The sequence below is a fragment of the Kitasatospora sp. NPDC043950 genome (assembly GCF_056435345.1).
This window is the reverse complement of the sequence record NZ_JBWKER010000022.1, coordinates 100696-122223: the sequence shown is the minus strand read 5'-3', so window position 1 is coordinate 122223 and position 21528 is coordinate 100696. Positions and strand designations below refer to the sequence as shown.

The following is a 21528-nucleotide window of genomic DNA, read 5'->3' as shown; positions in this document are numbered from 1 at the left end:
CCACCCGGGGTCTTCGGGTGGTACTGACGAGCGGTCCTGCGGGTGGTGCGGTCCTGCCGGTGGTGCGGTCCTGCGGGTACTGCGGGTGGTGCGGTCCGGGGGGGGGGGGGGGGGGGGGGGGGGGGGGGGGGGGGCGCCCCCCCCCCCGCCCCGGCCCCCCCCCCCGGGCCCGGGCGGGGTTACCAGGTGTCGATGCCCATCTTCTTGGCCGCGTCGTGGACGGCCTTGTAGTGGGCGTGCGACATGCCGGACTGCTTGTCCTTCTCGGGCAGGTTCTTGTCCGCCGCGCGGAACTCGTCGCGGGCCTCGGCGAGCAGGCTCGTGCCGTAGGAGACGGGGACGTCCTTGACACCGTGGGACGGGTGGGTCTTCTCGGCCGTCTTGCTGCCCGCCTTGATCAGGATGTCGCGGGCCTTGTTGAAGTCGTCGGCCTTGACCGTCTTCGGGTTGCTGAGCTGGGCCTGCACCCGGGCCGTCGGCTGGGCCGGCGCGGTGCCTGCGGCCATGGCGGGAGCGGCAGCGGCGGCGCCGAGGGCGCCGGCGGCGGCGACTGCCACGAGGGCGTTCCGGAGGGTCCTGTTCATGGATATCGATCCCTTCGCAATGTCTAAGCATCAGTGCCCGCAACGGACTTGGAGTCCGTGGGAGTGCGAACTCCTCGGCACTACCCCGGCCCTCGTCGGCGGCAAACCGGCGTCGGTTCGGGGGTGGTTGGGGAGCGGCAGGATCAGGCCGTCTTGTGAATATGGGGTTATCGGACGGCTGGGTCAGCAGGGGCGAAAGAGTCTCAAGGGGACGGCCAGGACCGGGTGTGCGGAGGGCGGGCCGTTCGTCGAACGGCCCGCCCGATGCGGTGGGTCAGACGTCGAACTCGCCGGCGCGGATGGCGGAGACGAGGTCGCGCCATTCGGTGACATCGAGTTGGGCGATCGCGTCGGGCCGGAGGCTGCTGCGGACATAGACGGCGTCGGAGGTGACGGCCACCTCCGGGCAGCTCGCGGCGTCGCCGCAAGACTCAGGACGCTGCCAGGTCAGATCCTTCATTGTGCTGGCCTTCCTAGGTTCGGGCCTGCCGGTCGAAATTGCCGGCGCGGATGGCGGAGAGGAGGTTGGGCCATTCGTCGGTGGTGAGTTGGGCGATGGCGTCGGGCCGGAGGTTGCTGCGGACATAGATGGCATCGGAGGTAACGGCCACCTCGGGACAGTTGTTGCCGTCTCCACGAGCCGTGGGGCGTTTCCAGATCAGGTCTTTCATCGTGCGGATCGCCTCTGTTCGGCGCGCTACAGGTCAAGCTCTCCGGAGCGGATGGCGGAGACGAGGTCGCGCCATTCGGTGGGGGTGAGTTGGGCGATGGCGTCGGGTAGAAGAGTGCTGCGGATGTATACGACATCGGGACCTATGGCCACCTCGGGGCAGGAGTTGCCGTCTGCGCAGGCCTTGGGGCGCTTCCAGTGGAGGGTCTTCATGGCTTAGATCTCTTTCTTGATAAGCCTGATGGCATCACGAGACTGGCTCTCGGTGAGAGACCGCTCGGCCATCGTGTCAATGATGTGGCGGTAGTTCTTCAAGTGCTTCTGCTCATGTAGGAACGCCGGGCCGCCTACTGCGTCGAGCTGGACGGTGTCCAAGCGGGGAACTGGCCCCTTCGCGTAGAAGATGCCTTGGCCCGCACCAATGAACCCATTGGTGCTGAAGGTGATCACTCGAAGTGCCACGTGGGGAAGTTCCGAGTACTCAAGCAGCTTGTCCAGCTGATTCTTTGCGGCATCGCGGCCACCGAACAGCATGCGCAGGGCGGCTTCGTGAACCAGCGCCGAGTACGGTTGAGCACCTTCGCTCATCAGTAGTGCCGAGCGCTGAAGTCGGTGCTCGACACGTGCTTCGAGGAGCCGAGGCGGAAGCGTCGGGTAGACGTCTTTGAAGATCGCTCTCCCGTACTCCTCTGTCTGCATAGCGCCGGGAATGTGCGAGATCTGATAGGTGAGCATTCCCCTGGCGAAGTACTCCATCTCGGCGATGTTGAGGAAGCCAGGCGGCACGGACCCTCGGTAGTCCTCCCACCAACCCTTGTGGCGTTCCTCGGCCATGGCCGCGAGCGCTTCCACGAAGGCGCGATCGCTCTCCTCATAGTCGCAAGCGAGCATGCGTACCCGCTCGGCGCTGATCGGGTACTGCCCCTTCTCGATCTGAGTGATCTTCGGTCGGGCGAATCCGAACAACGCGGCGGCTTCGGCAGTTGTGCGGCCCGCGCAGTCGCGCATCTTCCGCAGCTCGGTGCCTACTCGTTCCTGCCTGGCTGACGGGGTGGTTCGTGGTGGCATGCCCTCAAGCATCCATCGCGATCCCGGGAAGGGTCCAGCAATCCATCGATCGAGTGAAGGTTGGGGTAGAAGTACCCGGACATGTACCACTGATGCCCTACAGTCGGTGACGCACCGATCACCGAGATGGGCGTCATTGTCCCGCTCGGCATTTCCCCTTCACCTCTCCGGGAGATCCCTGTGCGTAACCTCAACTCCCCCTCCCTCACCCTCGCTCGCGACACCCTCCGCGACGGCATGACCCGCGTCGGCTGGTCGCCCTCCGCCATCGCGGACGCCGAGCTCGCCCTCGTCGAACTGATCGTCAACGCCTGGCGTCACGGCGAGACGACCTCCCCCGTCGTCCTCATCCACTTCCTCTCCAACACCCTCCGCGTCACCGTCGCGGACCGCTCCGCCACCCTCCCCGAGCAGCGAACGCCCTGCCCGCTCGCCGAGTCCGGCCGGGGCCTCCAGCTGGTCGCCGGCCTCACCCACCGCTGGGGCGTCGACCCCCTGAAGCTGGGCAAAATCGTTTGGTTCGAGCTGGACGGTGTCGCGTGATCGCCCACCACCCCATCCACCCGGCCGATCCGGCGCTGCGCCACCTCACGGCCCGCCAGATCACCGGACTCATCGTCGAACTCCGGATCGAGGGCCGCGAATTCGGGCTCCTCTGGCCCTCCGCCCAGCCCGGCGAGACCAACCTCGACGGCCGCGCCCTCGTCTCCCTCGGCAACATCCCGGCCAGCACCCTCATCAACCTCCTCGCCCTCCTCCGCGAGTACAAGCGCGAGCGGGACCGCCGCCGATGCTAGGCCTCCTGACCTTCAACCTCCTGGCCTCCCTCCTCGGCGCCCTCTGTGAAACCCGCGCCCGTCACCTCCAGGGCCGCGAGGACACCCGCGCAGTGCTTTCCTCATGCCAAGCCTGCGATGCCGCAAGGCACTTCGCGGTTCCGATGTGCGAGTTCAGTCGGCAGGTAGCCTCCGGGTGGTGAGTACCGATTTTCAGCAGGCCCGGCTGTCCCTCGGTGTTCGGCTACGGGAGTTGCGCACCGAGGCGGGCGTGAACGGCCGCGACCTCGCCGGACGACTGGGCTGGTCGGCGTCGAAGATTTCGAAGCTGGAGAACGGCAAGCAGACGGCCACTCCCGCGGATCTTCAGGCGTGGGCCGAAGCGTTGGGGCGTCCGGAGGCCGCTGTCGAGTTGAAAGGCAGGCTGCAAGGCCTGGAGTCCCGCTATCGGGGATGGAAGCGGGTGCTGGCCGGCGGGCACCGGGTGCGCGAGGAAGCCGGAGTCAGGCACGGCCGGGGGACGGCGGTGACCATCGGCTACGAACCTGCCATCATCCCGGACATTTTCCAGATCGCGGAATACGCCCGCCACGTCCTGACTCACGCAACCGATCTGGATGACGGGCCACGTGACATCGAGGAAGGAGTATGTGCCCGGCTGAAGCGTCAGGAGTCCCTCTACCAGCGAGGGAAGCGCTTCCGCTTCATCATGTCCGAGGCCGCACTGTACGTGCAGATCTGTCCGCCCGACATCCTGGCTGCCCAACTCGACCGACTGGGCGGCCTGCTGGGGCTCGGCACGGTTGAGGTGGGAATCGTTCCGCTCGGGGCTCCGGTGGCAGTCATTCCCAAGCACGGTTTCTGGATCTACGACGACAGGCTCGCGATCGTCGAGACGTGGAACGCCGAGCTGCGGCTCGACGAACCCGCCGACATCGCGCTGTACCGGAAGGTCTGGGGAAAGCTGCACGATGCTGCGGTGTACGGCCCTACGGCACACCGGCTGATCGCCCGCGCGCGCTCGACGCTGGCACTGGCAGCCACCTGAGAAACCTGCGGAAGCCTCGCCGCGCACAGGAGAAATGCGGAGAAATGCGGCTCACGCCAGCTTGGTTGGGCCTCTACCGTGCTGGACAGGACCTTGCCGGCACCCGAATGACCGGCACCGATCGAGAGGAGCCGGAATGGGCGAGCACGGAGACGGCAAGGGTGGCGAGGACGGGGACAAGAAGCAGTCCCCGAAGGAGTCCGACGGTCAGTGGACCAAGCCCGTGAAGCCGCCGAAGAAGTGAGCGCCAACTGATGGACGACTACGCACAGTTGCTGACCCGGCTGGAATCGGCGGGGGCGCTGGGCGAGGGGTGGCGGGGCGCGTTCGAGCGTGCCCCGCGCTCTTCCTTCGTGCCGGACTCCGTCTGGGCGCCGGACGGCGACAGCCCGACCGGCTACGGCCGGATCACCCGGGCCGACCACCCGGACACCTGGTGGGCGCTGGTGAACGCCGACGAGGTGGTGGTCACCCAGATCGATGACGGCCTCGATACCGGGCCGGGCATCGCCACCTCCTCGGCCTCCATGCCGTCCCTCGTCGCGAGGATGCTCCGGCATCTGGACGTGGTCGACGGGAACACCGTGCTCGACATCGGCACCGGCACCGGATGGACGAGCGCGCTCCTCTCCGCCAGGCTCGGCGACGCCCACGTGACCACCGTCGAGGTCGATCGAGCGGTCGCTGCCGCAGCGGCCCGACGACTCGCCGCAGCAGGCTTCCACCCCAGTTGCTCGACCGGAGACGGCCTCGAAGGCCAGTCCCTCCGGGCGCCTTACGATCGCGTCCATTCCACGGCGGCGGTTCGCCGGCTACCGCGTGCCTGGCTCGCACAGACCCGCCCCGGCGGCGTGATCGTCACCCCCTGGGGCACGCCCTACGCCAACGCGGGACTCCTGCGCATGGTGGTCGGTGACCCGGGGGCGCCCTCCCACGGCAGGTTCGTGGACAACGTGAGCTTCATGTGGGTTCGCAGCCAGCGCCCCCACCCGGTGACCGAACCGACCGACCGGCCGATCCACCGGGGTTCGTCGCCGATCGACCCGGAGCTGGCGCTGGAGAACGTGGACGTGGCGTTCGCCATCGGCCTCCGGGTGCCCGGCGTTCGGTATCACCACACCTGGGACGACACGGACCCCGGCGGCACCTATCGCATGCGACTCTCCGACGGCGCCGGCTCCTGGGCGTCCGTCCGCCACCACGACTGGGGCGTCGCCGACGCAGTCCAGCAGGCCGGGCCCCGCCGCCTGTGGGACGAGATCGTCCGCGCCCGCCGACGATGGCTCGCCGACGGCGAACCGGACCTCACCCGCTTCGGCGTGACGATGACGCCGACCGGCGAACAGCACGTGTGGCTCGACGAGCCCGGCAACCTGATCGGATGACCCAGCCGCGAACCCCCAGGCACCTGACCTGAGCCCCCGCGCAGGAAGTCGGCCCGGCCGACTTCCTGCGCACGACCTTCAGAATCCCGGCCGCATCCTGGCCGCCCTTGTCGGCGCCTTCTGGGAAGCTCGCCCGCGCGGTGGAACCGGCGGCAGGCGCAGACGGTCACCTTCGGTGTGACCTCGAACGAATCGCAGACCGATCCCGTCCGCCCCCACGTCAGCCGTAGGCGCATGCTGCTGGGCGTCGCCGGCGTGGCGGCGGCCGCCGCCACCGTGGGGGGCGTCGGCTGGTGGGCGCGGCGGGACGCCGACACCGGCCACCGCGTCTGGAGCAGGACCGGTACCGGCAGCCGGGTCGCCCTGTCGGCCACCCCGCAGCCCGACCTCTACGTCGCGGACTTCGACGGCACGGTCAGGGCCCTCGACGTGCGGACCGGCACCCCGCGCTGGAGTGCCGAGGTCGCCTCGCGCAACCCCGCCGACAGTAACTTCGGCTGGCCGATCGCCGCAGGTGACGGACTGGTCTGCGTGACCACCGACTCCCACGTCCACGCCCTGGACGCCGCGTCCGGGGCCGTCCGGTGGGCCGTGCCCGCGCCGGTGGGCTACCTGTCCGGATGGACGGACGGCCCCATCGTCGGCGGGGACGTGTTCGCGAGCTACGACGGCCGCGTCCACTCCTACGACGCGGCCACCGGCGAAGCCCGGTGGAGCAGCCCGCTGGAGGCCGCCTGCGTACCGGCGGTCGCGGGCGGCACCGTGTACCTCGCCGCCCCCGCCGGTGGGGTCTCCGCCCTCGACGCGAAGACCTGTGAGCGGCGCTGGGAGCAACCCGCCGTCGGCAAGCTCGTCGACCGGCCCGTGGTCCACGAGGGCGTCCTCTACCTGTCGGCTTCCGCCGGCGCCGCCTCGACCGTCTCGGCCTCGACCGTCTCCGCCCTGGACGCGGCGACCGGTCGGGTGCTCTGGCAGCGTGACGACCTCGGCCACCCCGTTGTCCAGCCCGCCCCGGTCGCCGACGGGACGCTCTGCCTCCTCGACAACGACCGGGTCATCGCCGTCGAGGCGGGTACGGGCCGCAGCCGGTGGACGTCCTCGGTGCCGGACGGCCTGGGCCGGGGCATGAGCACCATGGCCGTCGCCGACGGCCGGGTCTACGTGGCGCTGAACGACGGTCGGCTGCACGCCCTCGACCTCGCCACCGGCCGGCTTCAATGGCAGGACGATCCGGCCAAGTTCGGCACCGAGTACACCGGGCTCTCGCTGACGGCCTTCGGCGGCGTCGCCTACCGCGGCAGCCGGGCCGGCCTCTACGCGGCGGGCATACCCGCGGCCTGACCTCCGCCCGGGGTGTCGCGCCGCCGGGGCACCGCGCGGTGCGCCTTCAGGCAGAGGGCACTGCCCGTAGGGACCTGGCGCCCGGGTCGACGTCACCGATATCCAGGAGAGTGAGCTTTCGAGTCGAGAGGGGGACGATGCACGCCCACGACAGGACCAAGGCTGCCGCCGCCGGCAAGGCCCGCACGCCGGCCCGTACTTCGGAGCCGACGACCAGGAACCCGAACCGGGCGCAGGCCGCCGCCCAGTCGCTGCTCGGTCTCCAGAGCACCCACGGCAACGCGGCCGTCGTGCAGATGCTCCGCGCGACCGGGATCCAGCGCGCGTCCGACCAGAACCGGCCCATGATCAATCACCAGAACCCGGACGACGACTGGGAGGCCGACAACACCGCGCCCGCGCGTACGGACGGTCTCGTCCTCAGCGGTCACGGCGCCTGGGAGGCCGCGAACGGCAGCTTCCGGGTGCCCGCGGGGACGCGGGTGCACTTCTACACGCAGCACGGGATGGTCCTCCCCGACGACCTGGGCGGGCAGGTGGAGAACGGCGCCAACCGGGGCGGCAGCGTGGAACAGGGGCAAGAGCGTGGCGCCGTGCGCACCGTGGTGGGCGGGCGGAGCCTGCAGAACTACACCATCTCCTACCCCAGCGGCCTCACCATCCGGGGAAACCCGGCGATCGCCAGCCCGGTTGGCGGCGGGTACGACGTCGAACTCGATCCGGGGACGCCGGCCGCAACCGTCATCAACGTCGCCACGCTGATCGACCCCCAACTCGCGGGCCGCTCGATCGTCTTCGACGGCGACGTGCTGCTGAGCGACATCCTGCGGCCCGGCATGGGCGACGTGCACTTCGCGGCCTGCCGCTTCGTCGAGACCAACAGGCCCGGGACGCGGAACCAGGGCCGTCCTCAGAACCACAACTACGCCGGCGACCCCGGCGAGGCCGGCGGTCTCTACAACCCCTGACCCGCCCGGCCTCCAATGCTCCGCGCTCCGCGCAGGAAGTCGGCCCACCCGACTTCCTGCGCAAGGGGCGCCGCCCCGAGCAGGCCTCAACCAGCCACGCGCACCACGTACTTGCCGGTGGCCCGCCCCTCCGCCATGGCGTCGTGGGCGGCGGGGACGGAGGCCAGGCCGGGGACTTCGGTGACCGGCAGCGTGAGGTCACCGGCGGCGAGCAGGTCGAGGACCGTGCGGATGGCGCGGGCGAGCCGTTCGGGGGCGGTGGCGGCCAGGGCGCGGTGGCTGAAGCCGGTGATGGTGAGGTTCCCGGCCATCAGGCGGCCGAGCGGCGGCAGGTCGGCGACGGCGCCGCCGCCCGCGTTGCCGAAGAGGACGATCCGGCCGCCGGGTGCGGTGAGTTCGAGGTCGAGCTCCAGGGCCTCGGTGCCCAGCGGGTCCAGCACGAGGTCGACGCCCCGGCCCCCGGTCGCGGCCCGGACGGCCTCGGGCAGTGCCTCGTCGCGGGCGAAGGCGTGGTGGTAGCCGGAGGCGACGGCGGACGCCGCCTTCTCCGGGCGGCCCACCGTGCCGATCAGCCGACCGCCGCCCCCGATCAGCGGGACCAGTTGGGCGACGGCGTGGCCGATCCCGCCGCCGGCCGAGTGCACCAGGACGGTGTCCCCGGCGGTGAGCCGGCCGGCGTCGGTGAGCAGCAGCACGGCGGTGGCCAGGCCCAGCGGGGCGGCGGCGGCCTCGCGCAGCGCCAGCCCGTCCGGGACGGGCACGGTGAGCGCGGCCTCGGCGAGCACCACCTCGGCCAGGCCGCCGCCGACGGGCGCGGCCGCCACCCGGTCGCCCACCGCCAGTCCGGTGACGCCCTCGCCGACCGCCCGGACGGTGCCGGCCACCTCCTTGCCCGGCCGGTACGGCCAGGCGGTGACGTAGCCGGCGTCGCCCCGGCGGCCCATCACGTCGACGAAGTTCAGCCCGGCGTAGGCGACGTCGACCGCCACCTGGCCGGGGCCGGGGTTCGGGGCCTCGACCTCCCGGATCTCCGTGTGCTCGGCCCCACCGGGTGCGGTCATCACCAATGCGCGCATGTCGGTCCCCCTCGACTACGATTTTCGACGAACGGCGAAATTGACGTGGGGTAGTGGTACCACGTAGTTTCGATGATTGTCGAACATCGCAGATCAAGCGCAGATCAAGCGCTTGAATCAACCGCAGATCAGGGAGGTCGGATCATGCCCCGCAGTACCCGGCGCCGACCGGCGCTCGCCCACCCCGCGACCGGGGAGATCGACCTGCTCGACGTCCTGCACGCGCTCTCCGACCCCACTCGGATGACCATCGTGCGCATCCTGCGCGCCGAACCCGAGCGGGCCTGCGGCACCTTCCCGGTGGACGTCGCCCCCTCCACCCTCAGCCACCACTTCAAGGTGCTGCGCGAGTCCGGCCTGATCCGCCAGCGCGAGGAGGCCAACCGCAAGTTCTCCGCCCTGCGCGCCGTCGACCTGGAGCAGCGCTTCCCCGGCCTCCTCGACACCATCCTCGCCGCCCACACACGGGCCGAAGCCGACGCACAGGCCGAAGCTGACGTGCAGGCCGAGCCCCACGCGCGGGCCGAAGCCCGCGCGTAGGCAGCCGCCCGCGCGCGGTGGCGCAGCCCGTCAGCGCAGGCGCGAGGAGGACAGGATCGACGCCAGGTGCGCCACCACCATGCCCCAGGTGATCACCGCGATCCCCGCGACCGCCGCCCGCGTCGCGTCCAGGTTGCCGAGCGCCGCGTCCGCCACGGCCGCCGCCAGCAGCACCAGGGAGGCCTCGATGCCGTTCGTCACCCGGTGGATCTTGAACACCGAGGCGAGCCGGCGCGCGGTAGCGATGCCCTGCGAGCGCGGCTGGGTGGACTCCTCGTCCGCCGGGGCCTGCCCGCTGCGGGCCCGGGCCACGTCCACCAGGTCCGTCGAGGCCTTGAGCAGCACCACGCCCAGCGCGGCCGCCAGGCCCACCGACACCCACAGCTCCGACCCGCCCCGGGCCGCCCGCGCGCCCGCGCCGATCATCAGCGCCGCGTCCGCCAGATAGGCGCCGAGCCGGTCCACGTAGACCCCGGCCATGCTGAACTGGCGCTTCCAGCGCGCCACTTCGCCGTCGACGCAGTCGAAGAGCAGGAACAGCTGGAACAGCACCGCCGCCAGCACGGCGCCGGTCAGGCCGGGGATCAGCAGGGCCGCCCCGCCGCCGACCCCGCAGACCACCATCACCCAGGTGAGGGTGTTCGGCGACACCGAGGTGCGTACCAACTGCCGGGTCGTGCGCAGCGAGATGCGGCGCATGTACAGCCGTCCCGCCCAGTGCTCACCGTTGCGGCTCTGCAGCTTGGCCTGCGGCTGGCACACCTCGCGCAAGTCCGCGAGCGCCGGAGCAGCCACCATGACGACATCCCTCCACCTGTCCCGAAACGATCACCACAGGCTACGGCCTCCCGGACCCCGCCCCGACCGGTCCCTCGTCGCCGTCCGGAGGCGGGGGAGCCGCCTGCCGGGCGGCCCCGGGAGGAAAACCGCTGGGCCGCCGGAAGGCCCCGGGCTAGGCTTCGCGGGTTCGTCGGAACCGGAAGCCCCGGCCCCGATCACCCGCCCTCGCAAGCCGGTTGACGTGGTCCGGAGCGCAACGAGGAGTGCTGATCATGGCGACCACAGGCGGCGCGGCGCACAGCCCGGGCCTGGCCGAACTGCTGGCCGAGCACCGGCTGCAGGGCCCGACGGAGACCGCCGACCACGAGCGCGTCCGCCACCTCACCGGGGCCGCCGACGCCTGGGACCGCGGGACGCCGCTGCACTTCACCGCCTCCGCGTTGATCGTCCACCCGCCGACCCGGCGCGTCCTCCTGCGCTGGCACGTGCGCCAGCAGGCCTGGCTCCAGGTCGGCGGCCACGGCGACCCGGGGGAGACCCTGCCGCTGGACATCGCGCTGCGCGAAGGCCTGGAGGAGACCGGACTCGCCGACCTCACCCCGTGGCCCGACGCCGCCCTCGTCCACCTCGCCGTCGTGCCCGTCCCGGCCTCGCCCGTCGAACCGGCCCACGAACACGCCGACCTGCGCTTCCTGCTGGCCACCGCCACCCCGGAGCGGGCGCGGCCGGAGAACCCCGCCGCCCCGCTGGAGTGGCTCACCATCGCCGAGGCCCGGCAGCGGACCACCGAGGAGAACCTCCGCGAAACGCTCGACCGGGCCGGCCGCCTGCTCGACGCCCCCGCCTGACCTTTCGAACCCCGCTGGAGCACACCCGGATGCACACCGACCAGACCCTCATCTTCGACGCCGACGACACGCTCTGGGAGAACAACGTCCTCTTCGAGCGCGTCATCGACGGCTTCCTGGACTGGGCCGCCACCCCGGCCGACCGCGAGCCCGCCAGGGCCGTCCTCGACGAGATCGAAGCCGCCAACTCCGCCGCCCTCGGCTACGGTGCCGCCGTGTTCCGGCAGAGCCTCACCGACTGCCTGCGGCGGCTGAACGGCGACCGCACCCCCACCCCGGCCGAAGAAGCCCGGATCGACGGCCTCCTCACTCCGCTCAGCAGCCGCGAGATCGAGCTGATCCCCGGCGTCGCCGACACCCTCGCCGACCTCGCCGGACGCCACCACCTGCTGCTGCTCACCAAGGGCGACCTCGACGAGCAGCAGCGCAAGGTGACGGCCTCCACGATCGACCACCACTTCCGCGGCGTCCACATCGTGGCCGAGAAGTCGGCGGACACCTACCGGCGGCTCAGCGCCGAGCTCGGCCTCGACCCCGACCGGACCTGGATGATCGGCAACTCGCCCAAGTCCGACATCGCCCCGGCCCGCCAGGCCGGCCTGCGCACGGTCTTCATCCCGCACGAGCACACCTGGGTCCTGGAACACCAGGACCTCGGCCCCGACGAGGCGACCCTGCGACTGGCGGCCTTCTCCGAGCTGCTGCGGCACTTCTGACACGGACCGGCGGGGTCGGCAGGGTCGCCGGGGTCGGCAGGATCGCCGGGGTCGCCGGGGTCAGCGGGATCGGCGGCGGCGCTCACAGCGCGAGCGCCGTCGCCGGCGCCGGTGCGCCGCCCCGGTGCAACCAGGCCCGCTCCGCGGCCGTCCACGTGCTCGTCGTCACCAGGTGGAGCGCGGCGGCCACCGGCACCAGCATCGCGAACAGCACCGACCCGAAGGACAGGTAAGGCAGCAGCCCCGCCCCCGGCTGAGGGGTCGGCTGCGCGGCCGCCGCCCGCCTGGCCCGGCGGAAGTTGACGTACCCGACCGCCGCCAGCCCGGCGTACAGCAGGCCGAACACCGCCAACTGCCCGGCACCGTGCGCGCTCCCGACGTGCAGGCCGAGCGGCACGCCGAACAGGGTGTGGTCCAGCAGGCCGTTCGGGGTGGTGAACAGGCGGTACATCACCGAGAAGAACGGAATCTGCACCAGCATCGGCAGGCACCCCGCGAACGGCGAGGCCCGCTCCTCCCGGTACAGCTCGGCGAGCGCCTCCCGCAGCTTCTCCGGGCGGTCCTTGAACCGCCGGTTCACCTCGGCGACCTTCGGCGCCAGCCGCGCCCGCGACTTCTCCCCCCGCGCCGCCGCGCGCGCGAAGGGATGCAACGCCAGCCGGACGGCGACGGTGAACAGGACGATCGCCAGCGCGGTCGGCAGTACCTGGGCCAGCGCGGCGACGGCGGCATGGGCGACGGCGACGGCCGGGTCGAGAACAGCGAGAACGGACATGGTGGAGCGAGCCCTCCGGGGGTCTCGGAAAACGAGTGGTCGACGGAGGACGGCCGCGTGGAACGGCGGAAGACGACGAAGCTACGCGGCCGCCGGGGCCGCACCCGGTGCCCTCGGGCGTCGCCTGCCCCGGGCATCGGGATCGCGCTGCGGCAGGAAGGCCGTACGGAACGCGCGCCGCCGCAACACCCCGCTGCGCACCGCCGTGGGCGCCCGCGCGCCCAGCAGCCGCGCCCCCGCCAGCGTGCCCGCGACCGCACCGGCCAGCAGCGCCACGGCGGCGACCGCCGCCACCGACGCGACCGTCCCGCCCTCGGTCACCAGCTCCCCGGTCAGCACCCGGAGCAGCCCGAGCAGCATCGCGACGACGGTCATGCGCTGCTCCTCCTTCGGCGTGACGGACTCGGGGCTGCACGGACTTCGCGGCCCTCGGGCTTCGGTCCCACGGGCTTTGGGCCCACGGGCTTCTGGCCCCACGGACTCGGGGCCGGACTTCAGACGTTCAGGACGATCGCCGAGCCCGCCGAGTTCCCGCCCGGGCGCGGAATTCCCCGTAGCGTACCCGCCGCGCCGAGGTGCTTCGCGAGGCAGTGCAGGGGCGTAGCCGCAGGTGCTACACGGGGCTACCGTGGAGGGATGAAGACGATTACCCAGCGGGAGTTCCGGAACAACTCCGCCGCGGTGATGGACGCGGTGGAGGCCGGGGAGACCTTCCACATCACCAGGAACGGGGTCGAGGTCGCGGAGCTGCGACCGGTGTCCGGACGGCGGCGGCTCACGGCGGAGGAGCTGGTGGCGCGGCACGTGAAGCTGCCGCGGGTGGACTACCAGCAGATGCGCAAGGAGGCCGAGGAGTACTTCGGGCCGGAGGAGCTGGTGGGCGACGACGGCGACGACCCGTTCGAGCGGCGGCGTGGCTGAGCGCAGGCGGGCAGCCCGGCGGCGGCCGGCCGGGGTGCTCGACACCTGTGTCTACATCGATCTGGCCCTGCTCTCCCCGGCGAACCTGCCGGCCGTGCCGGAGCTGACCGCGATCACCTTCGCGGAGCTGCAACAGGGCGTGTCGATGGCCCGCGACGCGGTCAGCCGGGCGGCCCGGCTGGAGGTGCTGGGCGCGGCGATGGCCGACTTCGACCCGCTGCCGTTCGACGCGGCGGCGGCCGCCCGCTACGGCACGCTGGTGACCCTCACCATCGCCGCCGGGCGGCAGCCGCGCCCGCGCCGGATCGACCTGATGATCGCGGCCGTGGCCTCGGCCCACGGACTGCCGCTGTACACCCGCAACGTCGCGGACTTCCGGGGCCTGGGCTCGGCGGTGGAGATCATCGGGGTGTGACGGCCGCCGCTCGCCGGTGGAGCGGTGCTCTCGCTCTTCGTGCCGCTGGCCTGCCGCCCCCGCCCCGCTGGCTGGTCATCTAAGCAGCTTAGAAGTGGAATTGGGGGATGGAGGGGGGTGGCAGGCCCGGCAGCTGCTCAGCCCAGGCGGACCGCGGTGCCCGTGGCGGCGGAGGCCCGGGCGGCCTCCAGGACGGCCAGGGTTGCCACCGCGTCGCGCGGGTCGACCGGGGGCGGGGTGCCCGGGGAGGCCAGGGCGGCGGCGATGCCCGCGTAGAAGGCGGGGTAGTCGCCCGGCTCGGTGGGCAGGGCGATCGAGGACTCGTCGGTGCCGAGGGTGCCGTACTGCGAGGGCTGGTCGGCACCCCACGGGCGGGCGCCGTCCGGTCGGTGCCCGGCCCGCAGCTCCGCCTCCTGCGGGTCCATGCCGGGCTTGACGTACCCGGCGGCGTCGCCGAGCACCCGCAGCCGGGGGCCGATCAGCGGGGTGATGGCGCTGGTCCACAGGTGCGAGCGGGTGCCGGAGGCGTGGGTGAGGGCGAGGAAGGCGTCGTCGTCGACGACCGCGCCGTCCCGGCGCACGTCGACCTCCGCGTACACCGTCTCCACCGGGCCGAACAGGGTCAGCGCCTGGTCCACCAGGTGGCTGCCCAGGTCGTACAGCGTGCCGCCGACCTCGGCCGGGTCGGCGAGTTCGCGCCAGCCGGGCTTGGGCTTCGGGCGGAACCGCTCGAAGCGGGACTCGAAGCGGTGCACCCGGCCGAGCGCGCCGCCCCGGACCAGCCGGGCGGCGGTCAGGAAGTCGCCGTCCCAGCGCCGGTTCTGGAACACGGAGAGCAGGGTGCCCCCGGCCTCGGCGAGCTGGCACAGCTCCAGCGCCTCGGCGGCGGTGCCGGCCAGCGGCTTGTCGACGACGGTGGCCAGCCCGGCGCGCAGGGCGGCGCGGGCGAGCGGCGCGTGGGTGCGGTTGGGAGAGGCGACGACGACGAGGTCGAGCGCGTCCGGGTCGGCGAGCAGCTGCTCGGGGGTGTCGACGGCGCGGGCACCGGGGTGTTCGCGGCGCAGCTGCCCGCGGCGCTCGGGGTTGGCGGTGACCACGGCGTCCAACCGCAGCCCCGGCGTGGTGGCGATGAGCGGGGCGTGGAAGGCGGAGCCGGCCAGGCCGTAGCCGATCAGGCCGACGCGGAACGGGCGGTCCGGAGAGGACGAGGGGGTCGAGGCGCTCATGCGCCCACTCAATCACGAGGCGCCCGGTTGCTCCCGGTTTCGCAGTGGCGGAGCCGGGAGGCGGGGCGGACGTCGGTTCGCGTCCTCGCTCGTCGGACGGCATGGGGGCGAGACGTCTCAGGGCAGTTGACGGGTCAGCCGACGCAGCCGGGTACCGAGGGGGAGCTGCCGACGCAGTTGTCGGGGGTGTTTCCACTGACCGGTGTCGTGGTGAGTGTCATGGTGCCGTTCTGCCGGTAGATGCCGCCGGCCGTCATGACGGCATGGTTGGCGCTGATCTGGGTGCTGGTCAGCGTGGTGGAGGTGGAGCCGATGGCGGCGATGCCGCCGCCCTGGGACCCGGAGCTGTTGCCCGCGTCGATGAAACTGCTGGTGGTGGTGAGCGAGCCGCGCAGGCCGTTGTAGATCCCGCCGCCCTGGCCGGTGGCGCTGTTCCCGGCCACGGTGCTGTTCGTGAAGGTCGCCACCGCCCCCTTCTGGGGGGCGCCGATGTCCTCGTTGGCCAGGCCGCCGCCCCTGCCCTGGGCGGTGTTGCCGGTCAGGGCGCTGGCCGTGAGGGTCACCGCGCCGTAGTTGAGGATGCCGCCGCCGTCGGTGACGGCGGAGCCGTTGCTGAGGGTGACGTTGCCCTTGAGGGTGAGGCTGGCGCCCGCGGCCACCTTGACGATGCGGAAGCCGGCCGTACCGGCCGTCGTCGAGCGCGTGATGGTGTCGTTGTCACCGGTCAGGGTGATGGCGGTGGTGATGATCGGCAGCGCGTTCGCGCCGTCGGTGTCACTGCTGTGCGACGAGGCGATGGTGTAGACGCAGTCGGTCGCGAGGACGACGTTGCCCCCGCCGGCGCTGTTGGCGGCGTTGATCGCCGCGACCAGCGCCGTCTCGTTGCAGGCCACGGCCGCCTGTGCGGAGGTGGGGGCCAGTGCGGCCAGCACGGCGGTCAGGACGACGGAACCGGCGAGGACCGGAATGGTGCGGATGCGTCGCATGACGCTCCCTTCGGGTTGATGGAGACCCCCGTGTTCGTGGTGCCGTGCCAGCAGCAGCAGCAGCAGCTGCTGCGGGCGCGGGCCCGGATCGGCCCGCGCGAGCAGACCGGGCCGGGCCAGGCCGTGGAGGCTTCGCGCCACGGCCTGGCCCGGCGGCCGAGCGATGCCGCGCGTCCGTCTCAGGTGGTGAGAACCGGCGGAACGGCGCAGGCCTTCACGGCGGCGGTGCTGGCGGTGGCGGCGGTGGCGGCCGCGGTGGCGGCAGCGGTGGAGGAGGTGACCGCGGCGGCCTCGGCGGCGGCGGCGCTGGTGGCGGCTGCGGCCTCTGCGGCGGCGTTGGGTGGCACGGCTTGGGTCGCCGCGATGAAGGTCTTGAGGGCGGCGGCGGCCGACGCGGCGTCGGCCTGCGCCGCGGCTGCCGCGGTGGAGGCGTTGGCGGCGGCGACCGACGAGGAGACGGTGGCGGCCGCGCAGGCCACGGCGTCCCTGCGGGCCTGACCGGTCGACGCCGAACTCGGTGTGTTCGTCGAGATGTTGGCCTCGGCCGCAGCCGTGCCTCCGGCCAGCAAGGTGCCGATGGCAAGAGCTGCGACGGCTATGCGATGGATCTTCATGGGTCCCTGTTCTGGGAAGGATGGGCTCACGTGCCCGGCAGCACAGCCGAACACGGATGCCACGGTGACGAGAGCCGAACCGGCTCCCACCAGAACAAGAACACCGAGCGGCCCGCCTGTCCCTTCGATCATCGCGCCGACGTGCCGAAAGCCGGACCGGAACTGTCCGACTTCCTGTGCGACTTCGCTGGTCAGGAGCGTGCGGGAAGGTCCGGTACGAACTGCCCGGTGGTCCCCTCATCGGCGTAGCGCGTTTGCGTGGACGAACCCGTCCACCGGCCGACTGCCTCCGTTCGCACCGCGGCCGTGCCCGGGAGGAAGTGGCGCACGCGGATGATGTTGCTGCCGGCACGTCGTGGCCGTTCCCGTCCGGGGCCGGGGTCGGCCCGAGGAGGCAGGCTCTAGGCTGGTCCGTGTTGGGGCAGCCAGTGGCGCCCGGCCGGCCGAGGGTGTCCGGTCCGGAGCGATGTGCGAAATCGTTCAGAACCGTTGCAAGACCAAGGAGACACCTACGTGGCAGACCGCAAGCCCATCGAGTCCTGGCTGACCGACATGGACGGCGTCCTCATCCACGAGGGCACGCCGATTCCCGGTGCGAAGGAGTTCCTGCGCAGACTGCGGGAGTCCGGCAAGCCGTTCCTGGTCCTCACCAACAACTCCATCTACACCCCGCGCGACCTCAGCGCCCGCCTGGCCGGGATGGGCCTGGAGGTGCCGGAGGAGTGCATCTGGACCTCCGCCCTGGCCACCGCCAAGTTCCTCAAGGGCCAGCGCCCGGGCGGCACCGCCTACGTGATCGGCGAGGCGGGGCTCACCACCGCGCTGTACCAGGCCGGTTACGTGCTGACCGACAACAACCCGGACTACGTCGTCCTCGGCGAGACCCGCACCTACAGCTTCGAGGCGCTCACCAAGGCGATCCGCCTGATCAACCAGGGCGCCCGGTTCATCTGCACCAACCCCGACGAGACCGGCCCGTCCCCCGAGGGCGTGCTGCCGGCCACCGGTTCGGTCGCGGCCCTGATCACCAAGGCGACCGGCGTCGAGCCGTACTTCGTCGGCAAGCCCAACCCGCTGATGATGCGCGAGGCGCTGAACACCGCCGGGGCCCACTCCGAGACCGCCGTGATGATCGGCGACCGGATGGACACCGACATCGTCGCGGGCATGGAGGCCGGCATGGAGACCATCCTGGTGCTCACCGGCCTGACCGCCGCCGCCGACGTCGAGCGCTTCCCGTACCGGCCGACCCGGGTGGTCAAGTCGATCGCGGACCTGGTCGAGCTGGTCTAGCCTCTGCGGTGCTGTCGTGGGCCCCGTTCCGGCCGGTCGCCGGAGCGGGGCCCGTTTCGTACCTGTGGTTCGTACCTGTGGGGAGGCACCGGTGGTTCGTACCTGTGGGGAGGCGCTGGCGCAATGAGCGCGACGGGGGATGCGGGGCCGCCGGAGGCGCGGCGGGATGCCGGGGGCGTTGGCGGGGAGGCCGACGAGAAGCGGGTCACCTGGGCCGAGCTCTACTTCGACCTGGTCTTCGTCTTCGCGATCACCCAGGTCTCCGGGCTGCTGCACCACCACCACGACGCCACCGGGCTGGTCCGGGCGCTGGTGGTGTTCGTGCCGGTGTACTGGTGCTGGGTGGGCACCACCGTGCAGGCCAACATCCGGGACGTGGACAACCTGCGGGACCGCCTCGGCATCCTGGCGGTCGGGCTGGCCGGCCTGTTCATGGCGCTCGCCGTCCCGGGCGCGTACGGCGGGCGGGGCGTGCTGCTCGGCGCCGCGTACTGGCTGGCCCGGCTGGTGCTGCTGCTCCTGCTGATCCGTCTGCCGGGCGTCTGGCGCGGCCCGTACTGCGTCGGCGTGCTGGTCAGCGGGCCGCTGCTGGTCGTGGGCGGGCTGCTGCCGGACGGGCCGCGGCTGGCCCTGTGGACGGCGGCCGCGCTCTGCGACCTGGCCGCGCCGCTGGTGTTCCGGCGGCGGCTGGCGGCGGTGGCGTACCACCCCTCGCACATGCCGGAGCGGTTCGCGCTGTTCCTGCTGGTGGCGCTCGGCGAGTCGATCGTCGGGATCGGCGGGACGGCGGCCGGCGCCCGGCTCGACGTGGCCGAACTCGCGGCCGTGGCCGCCGCGTTCACCATCTCGGCGGGGCTGTGGTGGCAGTACTTCGTGTACGCGGCGGACGCCATGCGGTACGCCGTGGAGGTCGCCGACTCCCGGCGGGACGTCGTCCGGCGGATCTTCCAGTACGGGCACCTGGCGCTGGCCGCCGGGGTGATCGGGGTGGCGGTCGGCTTCGGGGAGACCGTCGCGGACCCGTGGCAGACGCTGGGCCCGGGGTCGGTGGCGCTGCTGTACGGCGGGTGCGGGCTGTACCTGCTGACCTTCGGGTACACCCGCTGGATGATGTTCCGCAAGGTGGCGACGACCCGGGTCGGTGCGGCGGCGGTGGTGCTGGGACTGGCGCCGGCGGTGGTGCGGCTGCCGGCGCTGGCGGTGCTGGTGGCACTGGCGGTGCTGCTGGTGGCGCTCAATGTGGTGGAGCACGTCCGGGTGGTGCGGGCGGTCGGTGCGGACCCCGCGTCGGTGCCGCCTGCCGGGTCCGCGCTGCCTGTTGGGTCCCCGCTTCCCGCTGGGTCCCCGCTGCCTTCGGCGGCTCCGGCGGCCTCGGCGGCTTCGGCGGAGTGAGTTGTCGGTGGGGCTGTGTAGCGTTCGGGGTGAAAGAGGGCGTGCGGCACAACAGCCGCGGTGTGGGAGGTAGATGTCGTGACGGACACGGTCGAGGCGGGCGTGGTGGAGGCCGGCGAGGGCGGCGGGCTGGAGCTGCCCGAGTCCTGGCGCCCGGTGCTGGGCGCCGAGACGGAGAAGCCGTACTTCGCCGAGCTGGCGGCCTTCGTGGCGGCCGAGCGTGCGCAGCACCAGGTGTTCCCGCCGAGCGGCCAGGAGTTCGCCGCGCTGGAGGCCACGCCGTACGAGAAGGTCCGGGTGCTGGTCCTCGGGCAGGACCCGTACCACGACGACGGCCAGGCCCACGGCATGAGCTTCTCGGTGCTGCCCGGCACCAGGACGCCACCCTCGCTGCGCAACATCTTCAAGGAGCTGGACGCCGACCTCGGCATCCCCGCCCCGGACAACGGCTACCTGATGCACTGGGCCGAGCAGGGCGTCCTGCTGCTCAACGCGGTGCTCACGGTGCGCGCGCACGAGGCCAACTCGCACAAGGCGAAGGGCTGGGAGAAGTTCACCGACGCCGTGATCAAGGCGGTGAGCGAGCGCGAGGAGCCGGTGGTCTTCGTGCTGTGGGGCAACTACGCGAAGAAGAAGCTGCCGCTGATCGACACGTCCAAGCACGTGGTCGTGCAGGGCGCGCACCCGTCGCCGCTGTCGGCCAAGCTGTTCTTCGGCAGCCGCCCGTTCTCGCAGATCGACACGGCGCTGGACGGCTTCGGCGGCGAGCCGATCGACTGGCAGGTGCCCAACCTGAAGCAGGGCTGAGCGCCCGGGGCTGAGCGCCCGGGGGCTGGGTGAGGGGTGGTTCGGGCGGGCGGGGTCGCCCGTCCGCCCGCTCACGGCCACCCGGCGTTCACCGCCCGTCGCGGGCGGGCGGTGGCCGGTGTGCTTAGCTGGTGCCGACCGGTCGCCGGACCGGCTCTGGGGGAGGGGCGGTACGTGCGCCGGGTGGGACGGGTAGTGGCAATCCGACGGGCCGTGGGGGCGGCCCTGGTCGTGCTGTTGGCGGGGGCCGCGGGCTGTAGCGGTTCGACCGCCGGATCGGCCAAGGGATCACCCGGCGGCCCGGGCGGCGGTGCCTCGGCCGGTGCCGCGGCCGGCGGGCCCACAGCCGCGCCCACCGCCTCCGCCGCGAACCCGGGCACCGGCCCCGCGAGCCTCGCCCAGCTCCCCGGCCAGGCCTTCTACGTCTCCGACCAGACCAACGCCGCCCGGCAGGTGACCGCTCTGCGCGGCCAGGGCCGGCCGGCGGAGGCCGACACGCTGCTGCGGATCGCCGCCCAGCCCTCCTCGCAGTGGCTGGGCGAGCAGGGCGCCAAGGAGATCGCCGAACAGGTCAGCCGCCGGGCCGCCGAGGCGGACCGGACGGCGGTCTTCGTCGCCTACAACATCCCGCACCGCGACTGCGGCCTGTACTCGGCCGGCGGCGCCGCCGACGCGGCCTCCTACCGGGCCTGGATCAGCGGTGTCGCGGAGGCCCTCGGCGACCGCAAGGCCTGGGTGGTGCTGGAGCCGGACGCCGTCGCGCACACCCTGGACAGCTGCGGGATCAAGGGTGACCTGGCCGCCGAGCGGTACGGCCTGCTGGCCTTCGCCGTGCAGGAGCTGAAGAAGCGTCCGCAGGTGCGGGTCTACCTGGACGCGGGCAATCCCGGCTGGTCGCAGGACCCGGCCGAACTCTCCACCGCGCTGCGCAAGTCGGGGATCGCGGCGGCGGACGGCTTCGCGGTGAACGTCGCCAACTTCTACGACACCGGCCGCAACACGGCCTACGGCGGCCAGCTCTCCGCCGCCCTGGGCGGGAAGCACTTCGTCATCGACACCAGCCGCAACGGCAACGGACCGCTGGGCGGCGACGCCTGGTGCAACCCGCCCGGCCGTGCGCTCGGTGAGCGGCCGACCGCCGACACCGGCCGGGACGGTGTCGACGCCTACCTGTGGATCAAGAACCCGGGGGAGTCGGACGGCGAGTGCGGGCGCGGCGAGCCCCGGGCGGGCGAGTTCTGGCTGCCGTACGCGCTCGGCCTGGCGCAGGCCGCCCGCTGAGGGGGCCGCTCCGCACCA

At 72.3% G+C, this 21528-nt stretch carries 27 protein-coding genes; 15 read left to right on the top strand and 12 right to left on the bottom strand.

Annotated features, from left to right (window positions below):
* Positions 1–179: 179 nt before the first annotated feature.
* From AC07BF_RS17095 to AC07BF_RS17075, 5 genes are all read right to left on the bottom strand, one after another.
* Complete coding sequence (locus tag AC07BF_RS17095) at positions 180–584, bottom strand: hypothetical protein (protein WP_363628127.1); 405 nt, start codon at positions 582–584, stop codon at positions 180–182.
* A gap of 274 nt (positions 585–858) precedes the next feature.
* A complete protein-coding gene (locus tag AC07BF_RS17090) occupies positions 859–1044 on the bottom strand; it encodes a DUF397 domain-containing protein (RefSeq protein WP_400986651.1) in 186 nt (61 codons plus the stop codon).
* A 13-nt stretch (positions 1045–1057) separates the two neighbouring features.
* A complete protein-coding gene (locus AC07BF_RS17085; protein ID WP_400986649.1) occupies positions 1058–1255 on the bottom strand; it encodes a hypothetical protein in 198 nt (65 codons plus the stop codon).
* Between the two features lie 26 nt (positions 1256–1281).
* Positions 1282–1467 carry a DUF397 domain-containing protein gene (locus tag AC07BF_RS17080; protein WP_400986647.1) on the bottom strand — a complete coding sequence of 62 codons (186 nt, stop codon included), beginning with the start codon at positions 1465–1467 and terminating at the stop codon, positions 1282–1284.
* Between the two features lie 3 nt (positions 1468–1470).
* Complete coding sequence (locus AC07BF_RS17075; protein WP_400986646.1) at positions 1471–2322, bottom strand: helix-turn-helix domain-containing protein; 852 nt, start codon at positions 2320–2322, stop codon at positions 1471–1473.
* Between the two features lie 180 nt (positions 2323–2502).
* On the opposite strand from AC07BF_RS17075, the gene AC07BF_RS17070 reads away from it, so the two are divergent.
* From AC07BF_RS17070 to AC07BF_RS17045, 6 genes are all read left to right on the top strand, one after another.
* Complete coding sequence (locus tag AC07BF_RS17070; RefSeq protein WP_400331552.1) at positions 2503–2865, top strand: ATP-binding protein; 363 nt, start codon at positions 2503–2505, stop codon at positions 2863–2865.
* Positions 2862–3119: a hypothetical protein gene (locus tag AC07BF_RS17065; protein WP_400331555.1), complete on the top strand. Its 258-nt coding sequence runs from the start codon at positions 2862–2864 to the stop codon at positions 3117–3119. The genes AC07BF_RS17070 and AC07BF_RS17065 overlap by 4 nt, the downstream gene beginning before the upstream one ends.
* A gap of 178 nt (positions 3120–3297) precedes the next feature.
* Positions 3298–4146, top strand: a complete 849-nt coding sequence (locus AC07BF_RS17060; protein WP_400331558.1) for a helix-turn-helix domain-containing protein — start codon at positions 3298–3300, stop codon at positions 4144–4146.
* A 254-nt stretch (positions 4147–4400) separates the two neighbouring features.
* A complete protein-coding gene (locus tag AC07BF_RS17055) occupies positions 4401–5531 on the top strand; it encodes a methyltransferase domain-containing protein (protein ID WP_478333550.1) in 1131 nt (376 codons plus the stop codon).
* Between the two features lie 177 nt (positions 5532–5708).
* The gene (locus AC07BF_RS17050; protein ID WP_400810268.1) at positions 5709–6872 is read left to right on the top strand and encodes an outer membrane protein assembly factor BamB family protein; all 1164 of its coding nucleotides are present in this window, start codon (positions 5709–5711) and stop codon (positions 6870–6872) included.
* Positions 6873–7009: 137 nt separating this feature from the next.
* Positions 7010–7840, top strand: coding sequence for a putative adhesin (locus tag AC07BF_RS17045; RefSeq protein ID WP_478333549.1), 831 nt, complete (start codon positions 7010–7012; stop codon positions 7838–7840).
* A gap of 86 nt (positions 7841–7926) precedes the next feature.
* Here the strand turns inward: AC07BF_RS17045 and AC07BF_RS17040 are convergent, their stop codons facing one another.
* Complete coding sequence (locus AC07BF_RS17040; RefSeq protein ID WP_363583698.1) at positions 7927–8916, bottom strand: quinone oxidoreductase family protein; 990 nt, start codon at positions 8914–8916, stop codon at positions 7927–7929.
* A 144-nt stretch (positions 8917–9060) separates the two neighbouring features.
* Between AC07BF_RS17040 and AC07BF_RS17035 the strand changes: the two genes are divergently transcribed.
* On the top strand, positions 9061–9456 hold the full coding sequence (locus AC07BF_RS17035; protein WP_363583696.1) for an ArsR/SmtB family transcription factor: 396 nt from the start codon (positions 9061–9063) through the stop codon (positions 9454–9456).
* Between the two features lie 30 nt (positions 9457–9486).
* Here the strand turns inward: AC07BF_RS17035 and AC07BF_RS17030 are convergent, their stop codons facing one another.
* Positions 9487–10254: a CDP-alcohol phosphatidyltransferase family protein gene (locus tag AC07BF_RS17030; protein WP_363583694.1), complete on the bottom strand. Its 768-nt coding sequence runs from the start codon at positions 10252–10254 to the stop codon at positions 9487–9489.
* Between the two features lie 254 nt (positions 10255–10508).
* On the opposite strand from AC07BF_RS17030, the gene AC07BF_RS17025 reads away from it, so the two are divergent.
* Together AC07BF_RS17025 and AC07BF_RS17020 are read left to right on the top strand one after the other, a co-directional pair.
* Positions 10509–11084, top strand: a complete 576-nt coding sequence (locus AC07BF_RS17025) for an NUDIX hydrolase (RefSeq protein WP_363583692.1) — start codon at positions 10509–10511, stop codon at positions 11082–11084.
* Positions 11085–11113: 29 nt separating this feature from the next.
* Complete coding sequence (locus AC07BF_RS17020) at positions 11114–11800, top strand: HAD family hydrolase (protein WP_363583690.1); 687 nt, start codon at positions 11114–11116, stop codon at positions 11798–11800.
* Between the two features lie 82 nt (positions 11801–11882).
* On the opposite strand, the gene AC07BF_RS17015 is transcribed toward AC07BF_RS17020, so the two are convergent.
* Both AC07BF_RS17015 and AC07BF_RS17010 read right to left on the bottom strand, forming a co-directional pair.
* Positions 11883–12575: a YidC/Oxa1 family membrane protein insertase gene (locus AC07BF_RS17015; RefSeq protein ID WP_363583688.1), complete on the bottom strand. Its 693-nt coding sequence runs from the start codon at positions 12573–12575 to the stop codon at positions 11883–11885.
* 81 nt (positions 12576–12656) lie between these two features.
* On the bottom strand, positions 12657–12950 hold the full coding sequence (locus AC07BF_RS17010) for a DUF6412 domain-containing protein (RefSeq protein WP_063349248.1): 294 nt from the start codon (positions 12948–12950) through the stop codon (positions 12657–12659).
* A gap of 261 nt (positions 12951–13211) precedes the next feature.
* Between AC07BF_RS17010 and AC07BF_RS17005 the strand changes: the two genes are divergently transcribed.
* Together AC07BF_RS17005 and AC07BF_RS17000 are read left to right on the top strand one after the other, a co-directional pair.
* Entirely contained in the window at positions 13212–13496 is a 285-nt protein-coding gene (locus AC07BF_RS17005; RefSeq protein ID WP_363583686.1) for a type II toxin-antitoxin system Phd/YefM family antitoxin, read from the top strand.
* Positions 13489–13911, top strand: a complete 423-nt coding sequence (locus tag AC07BF_RS17000) for a type II toxin-antitoxin system VapC family toxin (RefSeq protein ID WP_350882649.1) — start codon at positions 13489–13491, stop codon at positions 13909–13911. Before AC07BF_RS17005 ends, AC07BF_RS17000 begins: the two co-directional genes overlap by 8 nt.
* 137 nt (positions 13912–14048) lie before the next feature.
* Here AC07BF_RS17000 and AC07BF_RS16995 read toward each other — a convergent pair whose 3' ends face one another.
* The 3 genes from AC07BF_RS16995 to AC07BF_RS16985 form a co-directional block, all read right to left on the bottom strand.
* A complete protein-coding gene (locus tag AC07BF_RS16995; RefSeq protein ID WP_363628134.1) occupies positions 14049–15137 on the bottom strand; it encodes a Gfo/Idh/MocA family oxidoreductase in 1089 nt (362 codons plus the stop codon).
* 134 nt (positions 15138–15271) lie between these two features.
* Positions 15272–16264 carry a hypothetical protein gene (locus AC07BF_RS16990; RefSeq protein WP_400844589.1) on the bottom strand — a complete coding sequence of 331 codons (993 nt, stop codon included), beginning with the start codon at positions 16262–16264 and terminating at the stop codon, positions 15272–15274.
* A 38-nt stretch (positions 16265–16302) separates the two neighbouring features.
* Entirely contained in the window at positions 16303–16737 is a 435-nt protein-coding gene (locus AC07BF_RS16985; protein ID WP_363628136.1) for a hypothetical protein, read from the bottom strand.
* Positions 16738–17250: 513 nt separating this feature from the next.
* On the opposite strand from AC07BF_RS16985, the gene AC07BF_RS16980 reads away from it, so the two are divergent.
* The 4 genes from AC07BF_RS16980 (at position 17251) to AC07BF_RS16965 (ending at position 21510) form a co-directional block, all read left to right on the top strand.
* Positions 17251–18030 (top strand): HAD-IIA family hydrolase, encoded by a 780-nt coding sequence (locus AC07BF_RS16980; protein ID WP_063349252.1) that lies wholly within the window; start codon positions 17251–17253, stop codon positions 18028–18030.
* A gap of 123 nt (positions 18031–18153) precedes the next feature.
* Positions 18154–19422 carry a low temperature requirement protein A gene (locus tag AC07BF_RS16975; protein WP_478333548.1) on the top strand — a complete coding sequence of 423 codons (1269 nt, stop codon included), beginning with the start codon at positions 18154–18156 and terminating at the stop codon, positions 19420–19422.
* Positions 19423–19500: 78 nt separating this feature from the next.
* A complete protein-coding gene (locus tag AC07BF_RS16970) occupies positions 19501–20229 on the top strand; it encodes a uracil-DNA glycosylase (protein WP_244293451.1) in 729 nt (242 codons plus the stop codon).
* Between the two features lie 195 nt (positions 20230–20424).
* Positions 20425–21510 (top strand): glycoside hydrolase family 6 protein, encoded by a 1086-nt coding sequence (locus AC07BF_RS16965; RefSeq protein ID WP_400986630.1) that lies wholly within the window; start codon positions 20425–20427, stop codon positions 21508–21510.
* Positions 21511–21528 lie beyond the last annotated feature (18 nt).